Source organism: Actinoplanes sp. NPDC026623, from assembly GCF_040638275.1.
Taxonomy (GTDB): Bacteria; Actinomycetota; Actinomycetes; order Mycobacteriales; family Micromonosporaceae; genus Actinoplanes.
This window is the reverse complement of record NZ_JBEZXZ010000099.1, coordinates 1-18,622: the sequence shown is the minus strand read 5'-3', so window position 1 is coordinate 18,622 and position 18,622 is coordinate 1. Positions and strand designations below refer to the sequence as shown.

Genomic DNA, 18,622 nt, shown 5'->3' with positions numbered 1-18,622 from the left:
CGCACTCCCTTTCAGTGCCAGGTCACGGCCAGCCGGGGGTGGCCGAAGTAGAGATAGGCGAGGCGGGTGCCGAACGGCTGGCCCTCTTTGCCGTGGCTCTCCTGTCGCTGCCGGCGGAAGTACTCGGCGGGCGATCCGCCGTTGCGCAGCGTCTCGTAGAGGCCCGCCGCCACCTCGCGCGCCACCGCGTCGTCGACCTTCCACAGCGGAGCGATCACCGATTCCGCGCCGATGTCGACGAACGACGGGACCATCCCGTTCGGCTCGCCGAGCAGCGACTGCGCCTGGCCGAGCTGGCAGGCGTTGAGGAAGACGAGCCGGATGCCGCTCGGCGGAAGGCCGCGCACCGAGACCGGCGACAGGAAGTCGCCGTCCACCATCAGGATGCCGTCGGCCGTTCCGGTGGCGTCGAAGTTGCCGTGCACCGCGAAGTGCACGACGTCGAATGCGGGATCCGCCCGGAGGCACGCCATCACCGCCTCGGTCCGGGCCTCGACGGCGCTGGCGGCGAAGTCGGCCGTCAGATCCGCCGCCTCCTGCTCGGCCTCGGCCAGCCGCCGGCTCTTCGGATAGTCGCCGGAGACCACGGCCATCCGGCGCGCCTCGATGCGGGCCGCGGGCGCCGGTGCCGGCGCCGTCGTCTCGCCGGGGTGCGACCAGCGGCCGATCGCCGCATAGCCGCCGAGCACCTCGCCGTAGGGCCGGCCCCAGCCCTCCGGCAGCAGCGCGAGCTCCCACGGCAGGTACGGATCGGCCGTGCCCAGCAGGACCGCGGGGGTTCCGGTCACCGCGCCGGCGGCGCGCAGCGCCTGCCACAGCTGGGGCGGGATGAGCGCGCGCACCTCCTTGCCGATCCCCCGCAGATAGTCGGGCAGATCCGCCTTGTCGCGGCGGGCCTGCACGCCCCGGAACCGGATCCGGCTCCACTCGGCGGCGTTCTCGACGGTGCCGTGCGCGATCCAGCCGCCGGACCCGGCGACCTGCGGGTGCGGCGAGCCGAACAGCCACAGCAGGCGCGGGTCGGACAGGTTGTTGCCGCTGACCACCTGGACGTAGACGTCGGGCTGCTGGGTGTCGTCGGTGTCGAGGATCCACACCCGGCCCGGCCCGGCCGGCGGCTCCTGCGGCGGCGGCTGCGCCCCGACCGAGACCCAGCGGAACGACAGGCCGAGCAACTGCTCACCCAACTGGTACGCCGCGACGATCTTCCGCCGGTCGGCGTACGCCGGGTCCTCGAGCGCCCGCAGCCGCACCACCGCGTACGGATAAGGGTCCTGATCGTCCGCCGTCAGCTCCACGGTCGACGGTGATCCGAGGATGGCGAAGCCGTCCAGGAGCAGCTTGACGGTCAGCGTGAACGTGCCCACCGGCACCTGCATGCCCTCGCCGCCCGGCTGTTCGACGCCGGGCGAGACCCGCTCGGCGAGGCCGACGCGCAGCTCGAAGACCGCGCCCGGCTCGACGCGCTCCGGCGCCTCCAGGCGGGGATCCGCCCGGCGCCGCGCCCGCGGCGGCGGAACCTGCGCGTCGTGGCCGGCCGGGGGTCTCGGGAGCCCTCGCGTCGGGCGCTGCTCCTCCCGCGCGACGGGCTGCAGCTGCCGCACCAGGCTGGTGAGCGCGTCCTGCGGGCCGGCCGAGGCGGTGGCGACGCGGCGCAGGTGCGGCCTGGCCCGTTCCAGCGCGTCCGCGAGCTCAGCCGACCCGTTGTCGGCGACCAGCCGCTCGATCTGCGCGGTCTCGATCAGGGGCAGCACCCGCCCGCCGGCCTTGAGGCGGTACGACGGCAGCCCGAGCAGTTCGTCCGGCAGGTCCGCCCGGATGTCCCGCCCGGAGCTGTTGATCGCCGTGACGACGCGCACCAGCCGGGTCAGCGCGGCCGCCTGACCGGCCGCCGGAGCGTCCAGCACCCAGCGGACCAGCGCCGAGATCAGCTCGCGCGCCTCGTCGTCCGGCAGCTCGGCGAGCGGGCCGAGGCCGGCCGGAAACCCCGCACGGCCGATCCGGTCGAGCACTTGGGCGGCGACTGCCTGGGACGACACGAGCGGACCCTACTGCCCGTAGCAGCATGATCACATCCGGCTTTCCGACAGCTCACCGGCCTTCATGGTCGATCCGGGGGTGGCGGCGGGAGCGTGTCGAGATCCGGTGGCTCGTCGGGCCAGACCAGCAGCACGCGGCACGGCGCGTGGTCGAGCACGAACCGGGTCGCGGGGCCGAGGCTGCGCGGCCCGAGCCGGAGGTGGTCGCCGTCGCGGGCCAGCACGAGCAGCCCGGCGTCACCGCACGCGGCGACGACCTCCCGCTCGACGCGTCCGCGCCGGCCGATCCGCTCGGCGGGGCGGCCCAGCCTCGCCTCGGCGGCGTCCAGCAGCGCCGCCTGCGCCGCGCCGAGCGCGGCCTCCACGGCGGGACCGCCCGCGGGCATCGCCCGGCCCAGCAGCCCGGCCCGCGCGCCCGCGACCACCTCGACGGTGCCGGTGTCGACGACGTGCAGCAGCACCACCTGCCCGCCGGCGAGCTCCCGGGCGGCGTCCACACACGCCTCCCAGCCGCCCTCGGTGACCCAGACGACAATCTTCACGGCGAACCCATCCTCACGTCGTCCCCGACACTCGCAGACCCAGCCACAGCGCCGCCACCCCGGCCAGCAGACACGCCGGCACGGTCAGCGCACCCAGCCGCAGAAAATCGCCGGCCGCGGGCGGATGGTCGCGGGCGTGCAGGATCTGGCGCCACAGCAGGGTTGCCAGCGAGCCGACATAGGTCAGGTTCGGGCCGACGTTCACCCCCAGCAGCACCGCCAGCACCAGGCCCGGGGAGTGCGCGACCAGCGGCGTGAGCATCAGCGTGGCCGGCAGGTTGTTCACCACGTTGGCCAGCACCGCCGCCAGCACCGCGACGGCCAGCAGACCCAGCGGCCCGCCCCGATCGGGCACCAGCCGGCCCACCAGGTCGCCGACCCCGCCGGAGCGCACCGCGAGCACGACAACGCCCAGCCCGAAGACGAACGCGCAGAACGGCAGGTTCGCGGCCCGGACCAGCCGGCCCGCCTCGTCCAGCGGCCGCCGGGCCAGCCGGCGGGCGGCCAGCACCAGCGCCCCGCCGGCCGCCACCCACGCCGGGTGCACACCCAGCGGCTCGGCCAGCGCGAACCCCGCCAGGGTGGCCCCCAGCACCACCAGCGCGAACCGCGGCGCCCGCACCGGCTCGACCGCGGGCGCCCGGTGCGCGGCGGCGGCCAGGTCGTCGGCGAAGAACCGGCGGAACAGCAGATACTCGGTGCCGACCACCGCCAGCCACGGCAGCGCCATCAGCCCGGCGAACCCGGCGAAGGTCAACCCGCTGGCCGTGAACGCCAGCAGATTCGTCAGGTTCGACACCGGCAGCAGCAGCGACGCGGAGTTCGCCAGGTGGGTGCACGCGTAGAGGTGCGGCTTGGCGCGCACCCGCATGCCCGTCGCGGTCGCCAGCACCACCGGCGTCAGCAACACCACCGTGGCGTCCAGGCGCGGTCACCACCGAGGCGATCACGAACACCACGCCCAGCAGCCGGTGCGGCGAGCCGCGGCTGAACCGCCCGGCGACCGAGCCGGCATGGCCGAACACGCCCGCTTCGTCGGCCAGGTACGCCAGGACCAGCACCGCCGCCAGGAATCCCACCGTCGGCCCGAGCGCCGCGAGTTCCCGCCCCGCGTCGCGCCACGACACCAGGCCCAGCGCGACAACCAGGCCCGCGCCGGGCACGGCCGCCACCGCCTCCGGCAGGCCCCAGGGTCGGGCCACCGCGAAGCCCAGCACCGCGACCAGGACGGCAACCGACACGAACGTGCTCACCGACCGACCTCAATCCGCGCAGCCCACCAGCGGTCGAAGCCTCTACCCGAAACCGCGACCCGTCACACCGCTACCCGCTGATGGACAGGGCGGACTCGGCCACCAGGACCTGGTTGCGGCCCGCCCGCTTGGCCCGGTACATCGCCTCGTCGGCGAGGCGCAGCAACTCGTCGGGGCCGCCGGTGGCGGCCAGCTGCGCCACGCCCGCACTGAAGGTCGCGTTCAGCGTGCCGTGCGGCGTGTCGATCGCCCTGGCGGCGCACTGCCGGCGCCACTGGTCGGCGCGTTCGGCCGCGGCGTGCGCGGGAACCCCCGGCAGGACGACCACGAACTCCTCGCCGCCGTAGCGGGCCACCAGGTCGCTCTCCCGGACCGAGCCGGTCAGTTGCCGGGCCAGGTCGACGAGCATCCGGTCGCCGACCGCGTGCCCGTACCGGTCGTTGACGGCCTTGAAGTGGTCGACGTCGATCATCACGATCGACAGCGGGTCGCCGTCGGCGGCGGCGCGGGCCTGCGCGTCCAGCACCGCGGCCAGGTGCCGCCGGTTGTACACCCCGGTGAGGCCGTCGCGGACGGCCTGATCGGTCAGCTCGGCGCGGAGCCGCTCCAGCTCGGTGATGTCCCGGGCCACCACCACGGTGCAGGTGCTGGTGCCGTCGGCGGCGGCCTCGATCTTGACGACCCGGAAGTCGTACACGTCGCCCGAGGGGCCGTGGATGGTGGTCTGGCCCGTGTCGGCGACCATCGCGGTGAAGTGCGGGCCGACGACCTCCCGCCATTGCCTGCCGATCACGGCGTCACACGCCGGGTTCACGGCGGCGAGCAGTTTGGTGGCAGCCGGGTTGACGTCGAGGAACCGGCCGTTGGGGTCCAGCACCATCACGGCGTCGCTGAGCGCCGAGAGGACCTGCGCATAGGTGACCGGCACCGGATCGGAGTTCACGCCGGAGCGGTCGGTCCACCACCAGACGACACCGGAGGTCAGGAACAGCACCGGGGCCAGGTCGAGCCCCTGCAGGTCCACGTCGATGAACACCGTCACCAGGTTGCCCACCGTCGGCGCGAGAGCGCCGACCAGGAACCACAGGTACACCCGCCGCTGGCCGCGGACCGCCCGGCGCAACGCCCGGATCACCAGCACCAGGCCGAACGCCATCATGGCGTAGCTGTACAGGACGTGAGCCCAGTACGCCGGGCCGGGCTGCACGACCATCCCGAGGCCGCCCGCCTCGACCCGCCGGTAGAAGAGGTGGTGCCACGGATCGGTGGCGAGGACGGCCATCAGCAGCACCGGATGGATCAGCATCAGCGCGAGCCGCGGCGGCCGCCGCCCCGCGGAGACCGTGGTGTGCCAGAAGAAGCCCACGACGACCGTCGCCACGCCGAGGAAGATCAAATAGTTGAAAGTGACCGCCAGCCCGGGCGTCGGCGCCGCCAGGGCGCACGCGTCGGCCAGCGCCCACTGCGCCGAGCCGGCCATGACGAGGCTGAGCGGAAGCGCCAGGGGCGTCTCGGACCGCCGCCGATACGTCAAGGCGGCGTAGAGCAGAGCGATCAGGCCGGCTCCGGTGTAAAGCACGACCATTGCAAGCCGCATCTTCCGCCCTCCCCACAGTTGGCACCGGTACGGATCGGTACGCCCGGGGGCAAGCTGAGCGGACGCCTCGGATATCACCTCGCCGCCTGGGGGCTTCCTTCGGCTCGGCAGGGGCCGACTTCGGGAGAGGGTGGCGGCCGACCTGTGGCCGATGCGCCGCCGGAACCATTCCTGGGAGATTGGCGTGATGGCGACCACCGGTGGTGAACCCGGACGACTCCGGCGAGCCGTCACCAGCCCCGTGCTGCTCATCCTTCTCATCGCGCCCCTCTTCGGCGAGGGCCTGTCGGGCTCCAGCCCGCCCCTGGAGCTTCTGATGCCCGGGAACCTCGCCTTCATGGCGGCCCTGTACGGCTGCGGGGCACTGGTCTGCCGCGAGGTCGCCCACCGGTTCGGCCTGGGCTTCCCCGGCCTGGTCCTGCTCGGCGTCGCCTACGCCATCTGGGAGGAGGCGCTCGTGGACCGGTACTGGTTCCTCCCCCGGTTCTGGCAGGACTCCGGCATCGGCACCTACAGCGCCGTGTGGCACACCAACGTGCTCCTCGCCGTCCACCTCACGGTGTTCCACGCGGCGATCAGCATCTGCGCGGCAATCCTCGTCGTCGAGTGGCTCGTTCGCCGGGCGAGATTCCGGCGACCGCGACGCTCCCGGTGCGGGTCTACCGCACCGACCTGATACCGAGCGGGCGCACCGGCGGGCTGTCCGTGCGGGTCACCGACCCGCAGCTCCTCGCCACGCTCGACGGCACCCTGCGGGACGGCCGCTTCCTGGACCCGGCGCTGGCCCGCTGGCCGGCGGTGGTGCTCGGCAACTACGCCGCGACGGTCCTCGGCATCCGCGACGTCGCCGACCGGCCTCGGGTCTACCTGGGCGAGCACTGGTACACCGTCGTCGGGATGCTGGCGCCCGTGGACCTGGCACCCGAGCTGGACACCGCGGCGCTGATCGGCGCACCCATCGCCACCGCCGACTTCGGCTACCGCGGAAACCCGACGAGAATCTTCGTACGGGCGCGGACCGAGCGCACCGACGAGGTGGCCGGCCTGCTCGGGCGCGCGGCGAACCCCGAACATCCCGAGGAGGTCGCGGTGAGCCGGCCGTCCGAGGCGCTCACCGCGCGTCTCGCCGTCACCGGCGGCACCACCGTCCTGCTGCTCGGCCTCGGCGCGGTCGCCCTGCTGGTCGGCGGCATCGGCATCGCCAACGTCCTGGTCATCTCCGTGCTGGAGCGGCGCGGTGAGATCGGGCTGCGCCGGGCACTCGGCGCCACCCGCGGCCACGTCGGCGCCCAGTTCCTGGCGGAGTCGCTGCTGCTGGGCGCGGCCGGCGGCGTGACCGGGGTGGTGCTGGGCGTCCTCTTCACGTACGCGATGGCCACCGCACGCGGCTGGCAGACCCTGGTCCCCGCCTCCGCGGCCGGCGCCGGCCTCGCCGCGGCCGTGCTGATCGGCGGCTGCGCCGGCCTCTACCCGGCCCTGCGCGCCGCGCGGCTCTCCCCCACCGACGCCCTGCGCACACTCTGACCCTTCGGCGCCCGAACGTGCCAGATGGCGAATGCCGCGGTCCTTCACCGCCGCGACCATCTGAACCGTACGCTCGGTTGACCGACGGTCGGAAGGTCGGCATGCGCGTGCTGCTGGTGGATGACGAGGTGGACCTGGCGGAAACCATCCGCGATGGTCTGACCCCGGCGGGTTTCGCCGTCGACGTCGTCCACGACGGCACCGAGGGCCTGTGGGCCGCGACCGAGACGCCGCACGGCGCATACGACGTGATCATCCTGGACATCATGCTGCCGGGCCGCAACGGGTACGAGGTCTGCCGCACCCTGCGCCGGCGCAGGGTGTGGACCCCGGTGCTCATGCTCACCGCCAAGGACGGCGAGTACGACCAGGCCGACGCGCTCGACCTCGGCGCCGACGACTACCTCACCAAACCGTTCTCGTTCGTCGTGCTGGTGGCCCGGCTTCGGGCGCTGATCCGGCGCGGCGCCCCGGAAAGCCCCGCCGTGCTCGCCGTCGGCGATCTCACCCTCGACCCGGCGGAGCGGCGCGTGACCCGCGCCGGAACCCCGGTCGCGGTGACACCCCGTGAGTTCGCGCTGCTGGAGTTCCTGATGCGTCACCGCGGGCAGGCCATGTCCAAGACGGCGATCATCGAGAACGTGTGGGACGCCAACTTCGACGGCAATCCCAACATCGTCGAGGTGTACATCGGCTACCTGCGCAAGAAGATCGACCACCCGTTCGGGCGGACCGCCCTCGAAACCGTCCGCGGCGCCGGGTACCGCATCGCCGCCGACGGCGGTTGATCAAGTAGCGGTTGCTTTCAGCGTTCTCTTATAAGCATCGGCCTAGATTTCATCTGATTTGCCCCATTTAAAGGCGACGGGACAAACGTGATGATCGCTCTCGATGCTCGCGTAGTGGATCGCATCTCCCGTACGCGGAAACGGCTGATCGCGGCCTCGGCATGGCCAGCCCTGGCCATCGGCTGCTACCTGGTCAGTGAGTTCGGGGAGAAGGCACGCATTCCCGCGCCGCAACTCGTGCTGTCGCTGCTCGTGGGCGTCGCGCTGGCGCTGAGCGGCGCGACCTCCGGAAACCTTCCCCGGGCCGCCGTCAGCGGATCACAGGCGACCGTGGGCATCCTGATGGGCAGCTACCTGAACCCGGCCGTGATACGCGCGGTCGCCGGCACCGTGCTGTCGCTGACCGGTGTCACACTGGCGACGATCGCACTCTGCGCCGGCAGCGCGACCCTGCTGGCGCGGGTGAGCCGAATCGAGCTCGCCGACGCCCTGATGGGCCTCATCCCGGGAGGCTCGGCCGCGATCGTCGCCTCCGCGGAGGAGGTGGGCGCCGACTCACGGGTGGTCGCCTTCGCCCAGTACCTGCGGGTCGGACTCGTCGCCCTGAGCGCACCGTTGATCGTCGCCGTCGCACAGGGGCCGATCGCCGCGCCGCCCCGCCCGGCGCCTTCCCCACGCTTGGCCACCTGGTCACCAACCCGCACCAGGCGACGGGCCTGATTCAGATAGCCCTGGTCTGTGTTGTCGGCATGCGGGCCGGGCGCCGCCTGTCGCTTCCGGCCCCTGCGGTGCTCGGGCCGATGGCGTTGACCGCGCTGCTCCTCATGGCCGGCAGCTCGTACACGTTCACGCCGGCCGGGCCGCTGCGCGACCTCGCCTTCGTGCTGGTGGGGCTCGAGGTCGGACTGCGGTTCAGCCGTGCGTCCGTGCGTAGCATGCGCCGGCTCGCGCCGTATCTGCTCGGCGCCATCGGGCTGGTGTGTCTCGCCTGCGCGGCCCTGGCATGGTGCCTCGCCGTCGTCACCGGAATGCCGTTCCTGGACGCCTACCTCGCCACCACGCCCGGCGGCATCAATGCGGTGGTGGCCACGGCCGCGGGCGCGGGCCGCGACGTGGTGGTCATCTCCGCCGTCCAGAGCATCCGACTGTTCGTCGTGGTCCTGCTGACCCCGTCGATCATTCGCTGGATCATCCGCCGACGAGGAGGCGGATGACGAAGGGCACCCTCGACGCCGTTCACTCAGATCGCCACCCATTGGCCCGATCCAGAGCCAGGACACATCCGACCTGACGGCAGGAGAAGATCATGGGCATTCCGCAGCGTGTCGGCGCGGCCGCCGTGGTGGCCGCGGCCGTGGCCGGTTCCCTGTCCGGGTGCGCGACGCCCACCGGCGCCGCGGCGACACCCGCGACCACCGTTCCCGCCGTCCGCGGTTCCGCGTCGCCGATGGCTGTCACCACCGCGGTAACGCCGAAGCCCAGAATCCCTGCACCGGCGCTGAAGATCACCGGCACGGCGTGGCCCGCGATACTGACCTCGCTCTCCGGGTACGGCCAGTGGCTGCTCGCCAACCCGGACCCCGCCCTGGTCGACTCCATCGCCACACCCGGCTGCGCCATTCACCACCTCGTCTACCAGCAGGCAGACGGCCTACTCCGGGACAAGGCGTATCTGCAGCCCAGCGCCGCCGTTTTCAGCACCGTCGTCGGCCCTACGCCCTCCCGCGGCGGCAGCGTGGCCACCCTGAACGGCAAGGTCATCCTCGACGTCACCGCCTCGCGACCCGCCGAGACCGTGGTGAGCCGCACCGGCGTACCCATCACCACGTTCGACCAGCTCGCGCCGACCGCCCTGCAGATCACTCTGCTGCAAGGCTCCGACGGCGGGTGGCGGTTCTGCACCATCAACGCGCAGTCGGACACCGGAGCGGACGACGACCCCTCCCTGGCCCTGCTGTAGCGCCACGCGGATCCCGTGTCCATTCGGCAACCATCGAAGGCGCGCTCCCGCCGACTCGGCGGCCGGCGAGCCCGCCGAGCCCGCCCAGCAGGGCTCCCAACATGCCGAACACGACGGTGAAGAACACGCCGGGTCCGATGAGCTCGTGGTTGAGGTACTCACGCATCGACGCCGCGCCGCTGCGGGCGAATGCTCTCGGCCGCAGCGGACCGCTACTCGCACACCGATCTGTGGATTTCGCCGCCAACGTGGAGGGGTCCAAGGCCGCGATCGCCGCCCTTCGGCCGGCGGTGGAGCAGCGCGACCCCGATCTGGTGAAGGAGCTCGACTCCGGATTCACCGCGGTCGACATCGCCCTGGCCAAGCACCGCGCGGGTGATGGCTACAAATTGCACACCGAGTTGTCCCGGGCGGACCTCAAGGAGCTGTCCGACGTGATCAACACGGTGGCCGAACCGATCAGCAAGGTCGCGGCCGCTGTAGCGAAATGACCGACTACCCGCGGCGGCGCGTGATCGCCGCCGCGGGTACCAGCGCGACACCCGGCGGCGTGTTCTGTGCAAACTGGCGGCGGTACCCGCTCGTGCTAGATCGGGCGTTGAATCCAGCCCCGGGCGACGAATTCGAGGGCGGCGGACGCGGTCACCGCCTCGACGGCCAGCAAAGCGATCAGCACCAGGACCTGGGTGGCACCGGCCTGCACTGCCGAGCCACCACCGAGCATCACCCCGACGAACGCCCCGGGAAGCGTGACGAGGCCGACGGTGCGGGTCTGGTCGAGCGCCGGGACCAGGGCCTGGCCGGCGGTGGGCCGGCAGATCTCAAGTGCGGCGTCGCGTGGGAGAAGCCCGATGGCGAGGGCGGCCTCGTACTCCCCGTGCCGCTGGCGCAACTCGTCGAGGGCCCGTCGACCCGCCAACGAGGCCGCGGTCATCGCGCCGCCGATGAGTATCCCGGCGATCGGCAACACGGCAACCGTGGTCAACGGCATGACGCCGGAGAGCACGATGGCGGCACCCACCGGGAGGGCCCCGGCCGCGATCGCGGCGGCTACCGGCCAGGCCGTACGGATCGAGCCGATCCGGCGCGCCGAGGTGACCACGGCCACGGCCAGCATCAGTGCGACGAAGCCGGCCGTGGCCCACGCGGCATTCAGCACCGCGGCGATCAGCGTGGACACGAACGCCAACTGGAGTACCGCACGAAGGCTCGCCGTCAGGACGGCGCGGCCGACGCCGAGTCCGGCAAGGTAGCCGATGGCCGCACCCAAGCCGACGAGCAGCACCAGCAGCGTCACCAGGGCAGGGCCTATCGCGATCCCGCTTCCCGTCATCTCTACATCCAATCTGACCGGCGTGCGATGCCGACATGACTTCATGCCCGCCCGGCCGCAGCGGCGGCCCGACCGGGCCGCGGCCTCAGCGGACGGCACAGTTGGTTCCATCCTGCGGATATCCTGGCCGCGGAGGTCTTCCACGCATGGGTGAGAACGAACGGCGCCGCGCGCCAGGGACACTGGAGTCCGAGGTCATGGGCGTGCTCTGGGCCAGGGCGCAACCGCTGACCGCGGCAGACGTGCAGCAGGCGCTCGGCGGTGATCTGGCATACAACACCGTCCAGACGATCCTCATCCGGCTGCACGAGAAGAACCTGCTGAGCCGTGACCGGGTCGGACGTGGGCACGTGTACTGGCCGGTCCAGGACGCGGCGACCGCGGCGGCCGCGCAGATGCAGGCCGCCCTCGGCGACCGCCCCGACCGGCAGGCGGTGCTGCAGCAGTTCGCGGCGACGCTCGACGACGCTGACGCGGCCACGCTGCGAAGGCTGCTCTCCGCGGCGCAGCGGCGACCGAAACCATGATCATCGCGGTGTATCTTCCACTGCTGCTCGCGCTGCCGCTCGCCGTGGCGGCTCGGCGGATCGCCGCGCACGGTGCACCGTCGGTGGCGGCTCGCGGCCTGGTCGCGGCGGCGCTGGTCGCCGCCGCGTCGTCAACCTGGTCGTTGACGCTGCTCGCGCTGACCCTGCTGGACGACCTGCCCCCACTGTCCGCTCTGGACAACCACCCCACGCTGGAGCTACCCGAGCCGGTACCGGGCGTGGTGGCACTGGCCGCCGCGATCCTCTGGATCTGGGGAGCGTCGCGGCTCGGCAAGGACCTGCGGCACCGGTTCGACACGCACCGGCGACTGCGGGCGGTCGGTTCGCCAAACGCCGGTTTCGTGGTCGCCGACTTGCCTTCCCCGCTGGCCGTAGCCGTGCCCGGTCGACCGGGACACCTGCTGGTGACGACCGGGATGCTGCGGTTGCTGGACGACGACGAGCGACGAGTGGTCTTCGCCCACGAGCGCGCCCACCTCGCCCACCGCCACGACCGACTGGTGGCCTGGGCCTCCGCCGCCGCCGCGGTCAATCCGCTACTCGCCCGAGTGCGTGACACCGTTACCTACCTGGTCGAGCGGTGGGCGGACGAGGACGCCGCCGCAGCCGTCACCGACCGCAACCTGGTGGCACGGGCGGTCGCCCGCGCCGCGCTGGCCACGACCGGCCCCGGCCCGGCGGCGGTGCTCGGCATCCACAGCGGCGTGGCAGTGCTCCGGGTGCAGGCACTCGCCGAGCCCGCACCCACACCGCAGCGCCGCCGGCTACTCGGCCCGATACTGCTCAGCGCGAGCTTCCTCGCGGCCACGACGGTGGCGACCGTCGAATTCGTGGTACTCGCCCAGGCCTGGCTCTGACCGGCAACGTCCGCAGTCACGACGGTGCATCGCGATCCCTGTTGGACCCGCGCAGGTGGTACAACCAGGTGCCGAGCGCGGTGAGCGACGCAACCTCGAACGCCTCCCGGGCACCGCTGACCGAGCCCACCGAGTCGACGGCGCCGGACCGGTCCTCGATCGCACGCCACTGACGGTCAACGACCTTCCGGCAGGCGCCGATCGCGGCTCGAATGTCGCCCGGTCCGCGTAGGCGACGGCCAGCATGGCACGGGCGTAGATCTCCGACCGGTCGATGTCGGGCGGAGGGTCCGCCAACCAGGCCTGCTGCCGCTGCCATCCGGCCGACGTCAGCGCGAACTCACGCCGGGACCCGGTCACCGACGCCTCGGCCCGGATCGCCGTTCGGATGTACCCGCGGCGTTCCAGCCGAGTGAGTGCCCAGCCGATCCGGATGACGTCCATGACCGGCTTGTCGCCGAAGATGTCCGTGTAGCCCTGCTGCAACTCGACGGTGTTGCGCGACTCGCGGCTGAGCAGCACCAGCAGGACCTCCCCCTATGCCGCCGCCATCAGAGCAGACACCCCTGCCCGGTCGCCCATCGGCTTCTACAAGCTGTAGAGCTGACACGGGCCAGGCGCGGCGCCGCGAGCGCACGCGGTGGTCACGCCCGTTCATGGCGGGGAAGGTTCGCCGGGTCGTAGGTCGCCGGCCGAGCGGATCGACAGGTTGGCTCGAGACCACGGCTACTGAACGGCCTCGGGGCGTCGCGAACCGGCTCACCAGTGTCCGGTATCACCTGTATGGCGAGGTTTTCGAGCGCGGAAATCCTCAAGTCGCGCCGTTCGGGCCGTCCGCAACCGGGCGGCACCTGTTCGGGACCAGGGCCCGCACCGCGCAGACCGGAATCTTCTCTGCATGCCCGGCCGACAACGGCTGGACAAGCGGGGGGAAAAACCAAATGCGTCTCAAGAAGTCGATGACCGTGCTGGCCGCGATGGCCATGGGTGCCACCGCCGCGCTGGCCGGCACCACCGCCGCCACTGCCGCTCCCGCCGCCGGTTGTAAGACCAACGACCTGCTCGTGCCGTCGTGTGGCGTGTTGTGGGGTGCCGCCGCCGGTGGGTTCACCGACGCCCCGCGGGACAAGGCGCTGAAGGACTTCGAGAAGCTCTCCGGGCGCACCGCGAGCATCTATCACACCTATCACAAGGGTGACGAGGTGTTCCCGACCGCCGCGGAGAAGGCCATGGCCCGCGACACCAGCAAGCCGCGGGTGCTGCTGCTCAACTGGAAGATCGCCTACAAGTCGTCCTGGGCGAAGGTCGCCAAGGGTGAGCAGGACAAGCGGATCGACGCGTTCGCCGCCCGGATCAAGAAAGACTTCCCGGAAAAGTTCTTCCTCGTCTTGAATCACGAGCCGGAGAACGACGTCATCGCCCGCAAGGGCTCCGGCTGGGAGGCGAAGGACTTCGCCGCCATGTACCGCCACACCATCCAGCGCCTCGAAGCCCAGGGCGTCACCAATGCGATCAACGTGATGGCGTACATGGGCAACGAGAAGTGGATGGCCCAGAAGTGGTGGGCCGACCTGTACCCCGGTGACGACGTCGTCGACTGGATGGGCCTGGACTCCTACGTCTCCGCCGAGCGCGGCGCGTACCACTACGGCCAGTTCGCCGACCTGCTCGACCGTAAGGCCAAGAACGGTCCGACGTTCTACGACTGGGCGACAAAGAAGCACGCGTCGAAGCCGCTGATGATCGCCGAGTGGGGTGTCTACCACCGCGTCGGCAAGCCGGTCGACAAGTCGGCCGGGTTCAACAGTGTGCTGCCGGAGTTGGCGAAGCGGCCGGCGATCAAGGCGATCGTGTACTTCGACACCAAGCACGACGACCAGGGCGACCGCGACATCAGCATCGACAGCAAGAAGACCAGCCTCACCGCCTTCCGCACCCTCGCCGCGAACAAGCTCTTCAACGTCAAGATCGGCTAAGCCCCGACAGCACCACCCCACGAGCCGCCCGGCCCACCAGCCGGGCGGCTCAACCGCACTCAGGGGCTCGTCTCAGCATTTCTTCAGCTCAGGCATGACAGCCTGCCGCAGGGAGGTGCCATGCGGATCCTGGTGGTCGAAGACGAGGTCGGCCTCGCCGACACCATCCGCGACGGCCTCGGCCCCGCGGGCTTCACCGTCGACGTGGTCCACGACGGCGTGAACGGCTACTGGGCCGCCACCGAAACCCCGTACGGCGCCTACGACGCCATCGTGCTGGACATCATGCTGCCCGGCCTCAGCGGGTACGAGATATGCCGCCGGATGCGCGCCCGCGAGATATGGACGCCGGTGCTCATGCTCACCGCCAAGGACGGCGAGTACGACCAGGCCGACGCCCTGGATCTCGGCGCCGACGACTACCTCATCAAACCGTTCTCGTTCGTCGTGCTCGTCGCGCGGCTGCGCGCCCTGGTCCGGCGCGGCGCCCCGCAGAGACCGTCGGTGCTGACCGCCGGCGACCTGAGCCTGGACCCCGCCCAGCGCCGCGTGAGCCGCGGCACCACCCCGATCGCGGTGACTCCCCGCGAGTTCGCCCTGCTGGAGTTTATGATGCGCCACAGCGGCCACCCGGTGACCAAGACGGCGATCGTCGAAAACGTATGGGACGCGCACTTCACCGGCGACCCCAACATCGTCGAGGTATACATCGGCTACCTGCGCAAGAAGATCGACCATCCGTTCGGACGCGCCGCGATCGAGACGGTCCGCGGCGCCGGCTACCGGATCAACGCCGACGGCGGATGAGCACCATCCCTTCGCGCGGGATCCGGGCTGTCCTCCGGGGCTGTCGGTCAGGCAGGGGCCGCGGGCGGCAGGGGCAGACGGATCCGGATGGCCGCGCCGTCGGCGAGGTCGTCGGCGGTCAGCGTGCCGCCGTGCGCGGCCACGAGTTCCCTGGCGATGGGCAGCCCGAGACCGGCTCCGCCCGCCATCCGTGACCGGCTGTCGTCGAGCCGGACGAACCGGTCGAAAATCCGGGCCCGATCGGCCTCGGGGATCGGCTTGCCGTCGTTGGCGACGACGATCAGCGCCTCCCCGTCATCGGCGTCGAGGCTGACCGTGACCCGGTCGCGGGCGTGCCGGGTCGCGTTGTCGACGAGGTTGCGCAGCACCCGCTGCAGGGCGTCGGCGTCACCGGAGACCCGCACCGGGTGGGTGTCGCCGTCCACCCGCAGCCGTGGGTGTTCCAGCAGGATCCGCTCGCGTTCGGCGTAGACCAGGTCGTCGAGGTCCACGTCGGTCCGGCGCAGCCGCAGGCCGTGCTCGTCCGCCCGGGCGAGCAGCAGCAGGTCCTCGACGAGGCGTGCCATCCGGGTGGTCTCGGCGTGGATGCGGTGCACCGAGCGTGCGCCCTGCCCGGTGAGGCTCGCGGCCTCGAGCAGGTCGGCGTTGGCGTGGATGGTGGCCAGCGGGCTGCGCAGCTCGTGACTGGCGTCCGCGACGAAGCGCCGCTGCGCCGCGGAGGCGGCCTCGATGCGGTCCAGCATGGTGTTCATGGTCTCGGCCAGCGCGGCGATCTCGTCCTCGACGGCCGGTACGGGCAGGCGCGCGTGCAGGTTCCGGGCGGTGATCGTGGCGGCCTGCCGGCGCATCGCCTCCACCGGCCGCAGGGTGCGCCCCACGAACAGGAACGTCGCGGCGCCCACCACGACCGCCAGCACGGGGAATCCGACGAGCAGCGCGGCGATGACGGCCTCCGTGCCGTCGTCGACGGTGTCCAGCGACACCCCGACCAGCGCGGTCTGCCGCCCGGCCGGGGTGCCCACCCCGACCGCCACGACCCGGAACAGGTCGTCGTGCGCCTCGGGCAGCCGGCGGTTCTCGGCGGCACGCCGAGCCGCGGCCGGGCGCAGCGGCGACATCGGTGGCGCACCGACGATCGCGTCCGAGGCGGCGGCCACCCGGCCCGCGGGGTCCAGCACCTGCACGATCGTGCGCTCACCGGCGGCCGGCCGCAGCAGCGCGGCGAGCGTACCTGGATCCGTGCTGCGCACCGCCGCGGCGACCTGGGCGGCGCGATCCCTGGCCGCGTTGTCGACGTTGTCGAGCAGCACCTTGCGCGCGACGAGCAGCAGCGCGGCCCCGGACAGCGCCGTGGCGACCGCGACCACCGCCGCGGCGGCCAGCGCGGAACGCATCCGAACCCCGAACCGGAATCTGACCGGTAACCACCGCGCCATCCGATCATCCACCTCCCTTCGCCCGCGCCCACCGTCGGCGACACGCTAGACCCGAAAGACCGCATGCGTGCCCGAAACGGCGGCCGACCCGATTCAGCGATTTCTCAGCAAGCGGCCGCCAGCCTCGCGGCATGACAACCCTGCACACCCAAGCGGACCTCCAAACACCCCAAGGATCACCGATACGGCGTGCGCGGATGATCACCGTGCCCGCGGTCAGGCCCTTTCCTGGCGGCACGACGGCAGTGCCTGACTCCGGTCCTGTGGACGCACTGGGGCCGGACTGGACCCGGCACGCCACCCCGGAGTCGATCACCCGCTCGGTCCCGCACCGTCCTGCTGGCGGCGGCACGATCGTGCTTCACGACAGCGACCACTGCACCACCCCCGGTGCTGGGAGCCCATGATGGCCGCGTTGCCCGCCATCCTCACCGTCTGCCGTATCCGCAGCCTGCAGGTCGGGCCGCTGCGCGAGCACGGCATCGGATCCCCACGCGACCAAGGCGGATCGACGACGTAGGGCGCGGATCTGTGGCCCGCCAAACCGCCACGACCGACAGGCGGAACACGCCGACCCGCGAGTGGTTTCGTCCCCGCGGCTTCAGCGTTTTCTCAGCGGGCCGCCGAGATGGTATGCGGGCAAATCACCAGCCGTCCTCGATTTCTGGAGCGTGCATAGATGGCATTCACCGACACCGGCATTCGGCTACGTCCCATGGCGAGCAAAGTGCCGCTCGTGACCGCCACCTTCTGGGTGATCAAGATGTTGTCGACGACGGTCGGGGAGACCTTTGCGGACTACCTGTCGGTGAACGTCGGGCTGGGCCAGGCCGTCACCGACACACTGGCCTTCGGCGTCCTTGCCGTCGCCCTGGCGGTGCAGGCCTCGACCCGCCGATACACCCCGTGGGCGTACTGGCTGTGCGTGGTGCTGGTGAGCATCTCCGGGACGCAGATCACCGACTTCCTCACCGACACCCTCGGCGTGAGCCTGTACCTGAGCACGGCGCTGTTCGCGGTGGTCCTGACCGTCGTGTTCGCCGTCTGGTACCGGCAGGAGATGACCCTGTCGATCACCTCGATCAATACGCGGCGGCGCGAGGCGTTCTACTGGGCGGCCATCCTGACCACCTTCGCCCTGGGCACCGCGGCCGGCGACCTGGCCACAGAGGCTCTGAACATGGGGTTCCTCAACGGCGCGTTGCTGTTCGGCGGCGCGTTCCTCGTCACGCTGGTGCTGTGGCGGGCCCAGGCCTGGCAGGTGCTCGCGTTCTGGGCCGCGTACATCCTGACCCGGCCCCTCGGCGCGTCCGTCGGTGACCTGCTCACGCAGGACCGCCCGTTCGGCGGCCTCGGTCTGGGTGCCAACCGGACCAGCCTGCTGTTCTTCGCCGTCATCGTCGCCCTGGTCGCCCGCGAGCAGGTGGCCACGACGCGGGCCCGCCGCGCCGGTGCGGGTCCGGCCGCCACCGGAGGCAGGGGCAGGGCAAGCCTGGGACAGCGAGCGGACCTGGCCTGGGCCGCCGCCGGCATCGTCGCCGTGGTCGGCATCGGCGGCTGGCTGTCGGCCGGCACCGCAACCGCGACGCCCGCCACGGCCGGCGCGGCGACGGGCCCCGCCGGCCCGATCGGCGCGGCACCCCTGGGCACGGCGAAACACGCGGCGGCGACGAAGCTCGGGGACCTGACGCCCTTCGCGACCATCGTCGACGACGTGAGCGCCTTGGCCGCCAAGGGAGATCTCGCCGGGGCGAAGGCGCGCAGCAAGGACCTCGAGGTGGCGTGGGACGCCGCGGAGGCGGGCCTCAAGCCCCGCTCTCCGAAGCAGTGGCACACCGTGGACGACGCCATCGACGGCGCCCTGACCGCGCTGCGCGCTGACAATCCCCGGCAGGCCGACTGCGTCGCCGCACTGCGGACCCTCGGCAGGTCCCTGAATCCGTCACAGGGCTGAACCGGCCC

16 protein-coding genes and 2 pseudogenes are annotated in these 18,622 nt (G+C 71.8%); 12 read left to right on the top strand and 6 right to left on the bottom strand.

Features of this window, described 5'->3' with window-relative positions; all coding sequences use genetic code 11:
* Window positions 1-11: 11 nt before the first annotated feature.
* The 4 genes and pseudogenes from AB0F10_RS26195 to AB0F10_RS26180 all read right to left on the bottom strand — a co-directional run bounded on the left by AB0F10_RS26195 (window position 12) and on the right by AB0F10_RS26180 (window position 5,431).
* Entirely contained in the window at window positions 12-2,039 is a 2,028-nt protein-coding gene (locus AB0F10_RS26195) for a CHAT domain-containing protein (protein ID WP_360630245.1), read from the bottom strand.
* Window positions 2,040-2,101: 62 nt separating this feature from the next.
* The gene (locus tag AB0F10_RS26190; RefSeq protein WP_360630242.1) at window positions 2,102-2,581 is read right to left on the bottom strand and encodes a universal stress protein; all 480 of its coding nucleotides are present in this window, start codon (window positions 2,579-2,581) and stop codon (window positions 2,102-2,104) included.
* 13 nt (window positions 2,582-2,594) lie between these two features.
* Window positions 2,595-3,834, bottom strand: a pseudogene (locus AB0F10_RS26185) (ArsB/NhaD family transporter).
* A 70-nt stretch (window positions 3,835-3,904) separates the two neighbouring features.
* The gene (locus AB0F10_RS26180; RefSeq protein WP_360630239.1) at window positions 3,905-5,431 is read right to left on the bottom strand and encodes a diguanylate cyclase; all 1,527 of its coding nucleotides are present in this window, start codon (window positions 5,429-5,431) and stop codon (window positions 3,905-3,907) included.
* Window positions 5,432-5,615: 184 nt separating this feature from the next.
* Here AB0F10_RS26180 and AB0F10_RS26175 point away from each other — a divergent pair, with 184 nt between their 5' ends.
* The 7 genes and pseudogenes from AB0F10_RS26175 to AB0F10_RS26145 all read left to right on the top strand — a co-directional run.
* Entirely contained in the window at window positions 5,616-6,107 is a 492-nt protein-coding gene (locus AB0F10_RS26175; RefSeq protein ID WP_360630237.1) for a hypothetical protein, read from the top strand.
* On the top strand, window positions 6,038-6,955 hold the full coding sequence (locus AB0F10_RS26170) for an ABC transporter permease (RefSeq protein WP_360630234.1): 918 nt from the start codon (window positions 6,038-6,040) through the stop codon (window positions 6,953-6,955). Before AB0F10_RS26175 ends, AB0F10_RS26170 begins: the two co-directional genes overlap by 70 nt.
* 101 nt (window positions 6,956-7,056) lie before the next feature.
* Entirely contained in the window at window positions 7,057-7,743 is a 687-nt protein-coding gene (locus AB0F10_RS26165) for a response regulator transcription factor (RefSeq protein WP_360630279.1), read from the top strand.
* A 114-nt stretch (window positions 7,744-7,857) separates the two neighbouring features.
* Window positions 7,858-8,463, top strand: a complete 606-nt coding sequence (locus AB0F10_RS26160) for an AbrB family transcriptional regulator (protein WP_360630231.1) — start codon at window positions 7,858-7,860, stop codon at window positions 8,461-8,463.
* Window positions 8,430-8,957 (top strand): AbrB family transcriptional regulator, encoded by a 528-nt coding sequence (locus AB0F10_RS26155; RefSeq protein WP_360630276.1) that lies wholly within the window; start codon window positions 8,430-8,432, stop codon window positions 8,955-8,957. The genes AB0F10_RS26160 and AB0F10_RS26155 overlap by 34 nt, the downstream gene beginning before the upstream one ends.
* 92 nt (window positions 8,958-9,049) lie before the next feature.
* The gene (locus AB0F10_RS26150; RefSeq protein ID WP_360630228.1) at window positions 9,050-9,703 is read left to right on the top strand and encodes a hypothetical protein; all 654 of its coding nucleotides are present in this window, start codon (window positions 9,050-9,052) and stop codon (window positions 9,701-9,703) included.
* Between the two features lie 207 nt (window positions 9,704-9,910).
* Window positions 9,911-10,194, top strand: a pseudogene (locus tag AB0F10_RS26145) (imelysin family protein); the annotation flags it as partial.
* A 95-nt stretch (window positions 10,195-10,289) separates the two neighbouring features.
* On the opposite strand, the gene AB0F10_RS26140 reads toward AB0F10_RS26145, so the two are convergent.
* Window positions 10,290-11,180 (bottom strand): ABC transporter permease, encoded by an 891-nt coding sequence (locus AB0F10_RS26140; protein WP_360630225.1) that lies wholly within the window; start codon window positions 11,178-11,180, stop codon window positions 10,290-10,292.
* Window positions 11,181-11,182: 2 nt separating this feature from the next.
* Here AB0F10_RS26140 and AB0F10_RS26135 point away from each other — a divergent pair, with 2 nt between their 5' ends.
* From AB0F10_RS26135 to AB0F10_RS26120, 4 genes are all read left to right on the top strand, one after another.
* Window positions 11,183-11,563 (top strand): BlaI/MecI/CopY family transcriptional regulator, encoded by a 381-nt coding sequence (locus AB0F10_RS26135; protein ID WP_360630222.1) that lies wholly within the window; start codon window positions 11,183-11,185, stop codon window positions 11,561-11,563.
* Window positions 11,564-11,571: 8 nt separating this feature from the next.
* The gene (locus AB0F10_RS26130) at window positions 11,572-12,441 is read left to right on the top strand and encodes a M56 family metallopeptidase (RefSeq protein ID WP_360630219.1); all 870 of its coding nucleotides are present in this window, start codon (window positions 11,572-11,574) and stop codon (window positions 12,439-12,441) included.
* A 941-nt stretch (window positions 12,442-13,382) separates the two neighbouring features.
* On the top strand, window positions 13,383-14,417 hold the full coding sequence (locus AB0F10_RS26125) for a glycosyl hydrolase (RefSeq protein WP_360630216.1): 1,035 nt from the start codon (window positions 13,383-13,385) through the stop codon (window positions 14,415-14,417).
* Between the two features lie 120 nt (window positions 14,418-14,537).
* Entirely contained in the window at window positions 14,538-15,224 is a 687-nt protein-coding gene (locus AB0F10_RS26120; RefSeq protein ID WP_360630213.1) for a response regulator transcription factor, read from the top strand.
* 47 nt (window positions 15,225-15,271) lie between these two features.
* Here the strand turns inward: AB0F10_RS26120 and AB0F10_RS26115 are convergent, their stop codons facing one another.
* On the bottom strand, window positions 15,272-16,618 hold the full coding sequence (locus tag AB0F10_RS26115) for a HAMP domain-containing sensor histidine kinase (protein WP_360630210.1): 1,347 nt from the start codon (window positions 16,616-16,618) through the stop codon (window positions 15,272-15,274).
* 757 nt (window positions 16,619-17,375) lie between these two features.
* Between AB0F10_RS26115 and AB0F10_RS26110 the strand changes: the two genes are divergently transcribed.
* Window positions 17,376-18,614, top strand: coding sequence for a hypothetical protein (locus AB0F10_RS26110; RefSeq protein ID WP_360630207.1), 1,239 nt, complete (start codon window positions 17,376-17,378; stop codon window positions 18,612-18,614).
* Window positions 18,615-18,622: the final 8 nt, after the last annotated feature.

Bases quoted from the DNA above. Each gene is read 5' to 3' on its own strand.
- AB0F10_RS26120 (WP_360630213.1), top strand. From the start codon at position 14,538: ATGCGGATCCTGGTGGTCGAAGACGAGGTCGGCCTCGCCGACACCATC.
- AB0F10_RS26150 (WP_360630228.1), top strand. From the start codon at position 9,050: ATGGGCATTCCGCAGCGTGTCGGCGCGGCCGCCGTGGTGGCCGCGGCC.
- AB0F10_RS26125 (WP_360630216.1), top strand. From the start codon at position 13,383: ATGCGTCTCAAGAAGTCGATGACCGTGCTGGCCGCGATGGCCATGGGT.
- AB0F10_RS26110 (WP_360630207.1), top strand. From the start codon at position 17,376: ATGGCGAGCAAAGTGCCGCTCGTGACCGCCACCTTCTGGGTGATCAAG.
- AB0F10_RS26165 (WP_360630279.1), top strand. From the start codon at position 7,057: ATGCGCGTGCTGCTGGTGGATGACGAGGTGGACCTGGCGGAAACCATC.
- AB0F10_RS26115 (WP_360630210.1), bottom strand. From the start codon at position 16,618: ATGCGTTCCGCGCTGGCCGCCGCGGCGGTGGTCGCGGTCGCCACGGCG.
- AB0F10_RS26135 (WP_360630222.1), top strand. From the start codon at position 11,183: ATGGGTGAGAACGAACGGCGCCGCGCGCCAGGGACACTGGAGTCCGAG.
- AB0F10_RS26180 (WP_360630239.1), bottom strand. From the start codon at position 5,431: ATGCGGCTTGCAATGGTCGTGCTTTACACCGGAGCCGGCCTGATCGCT.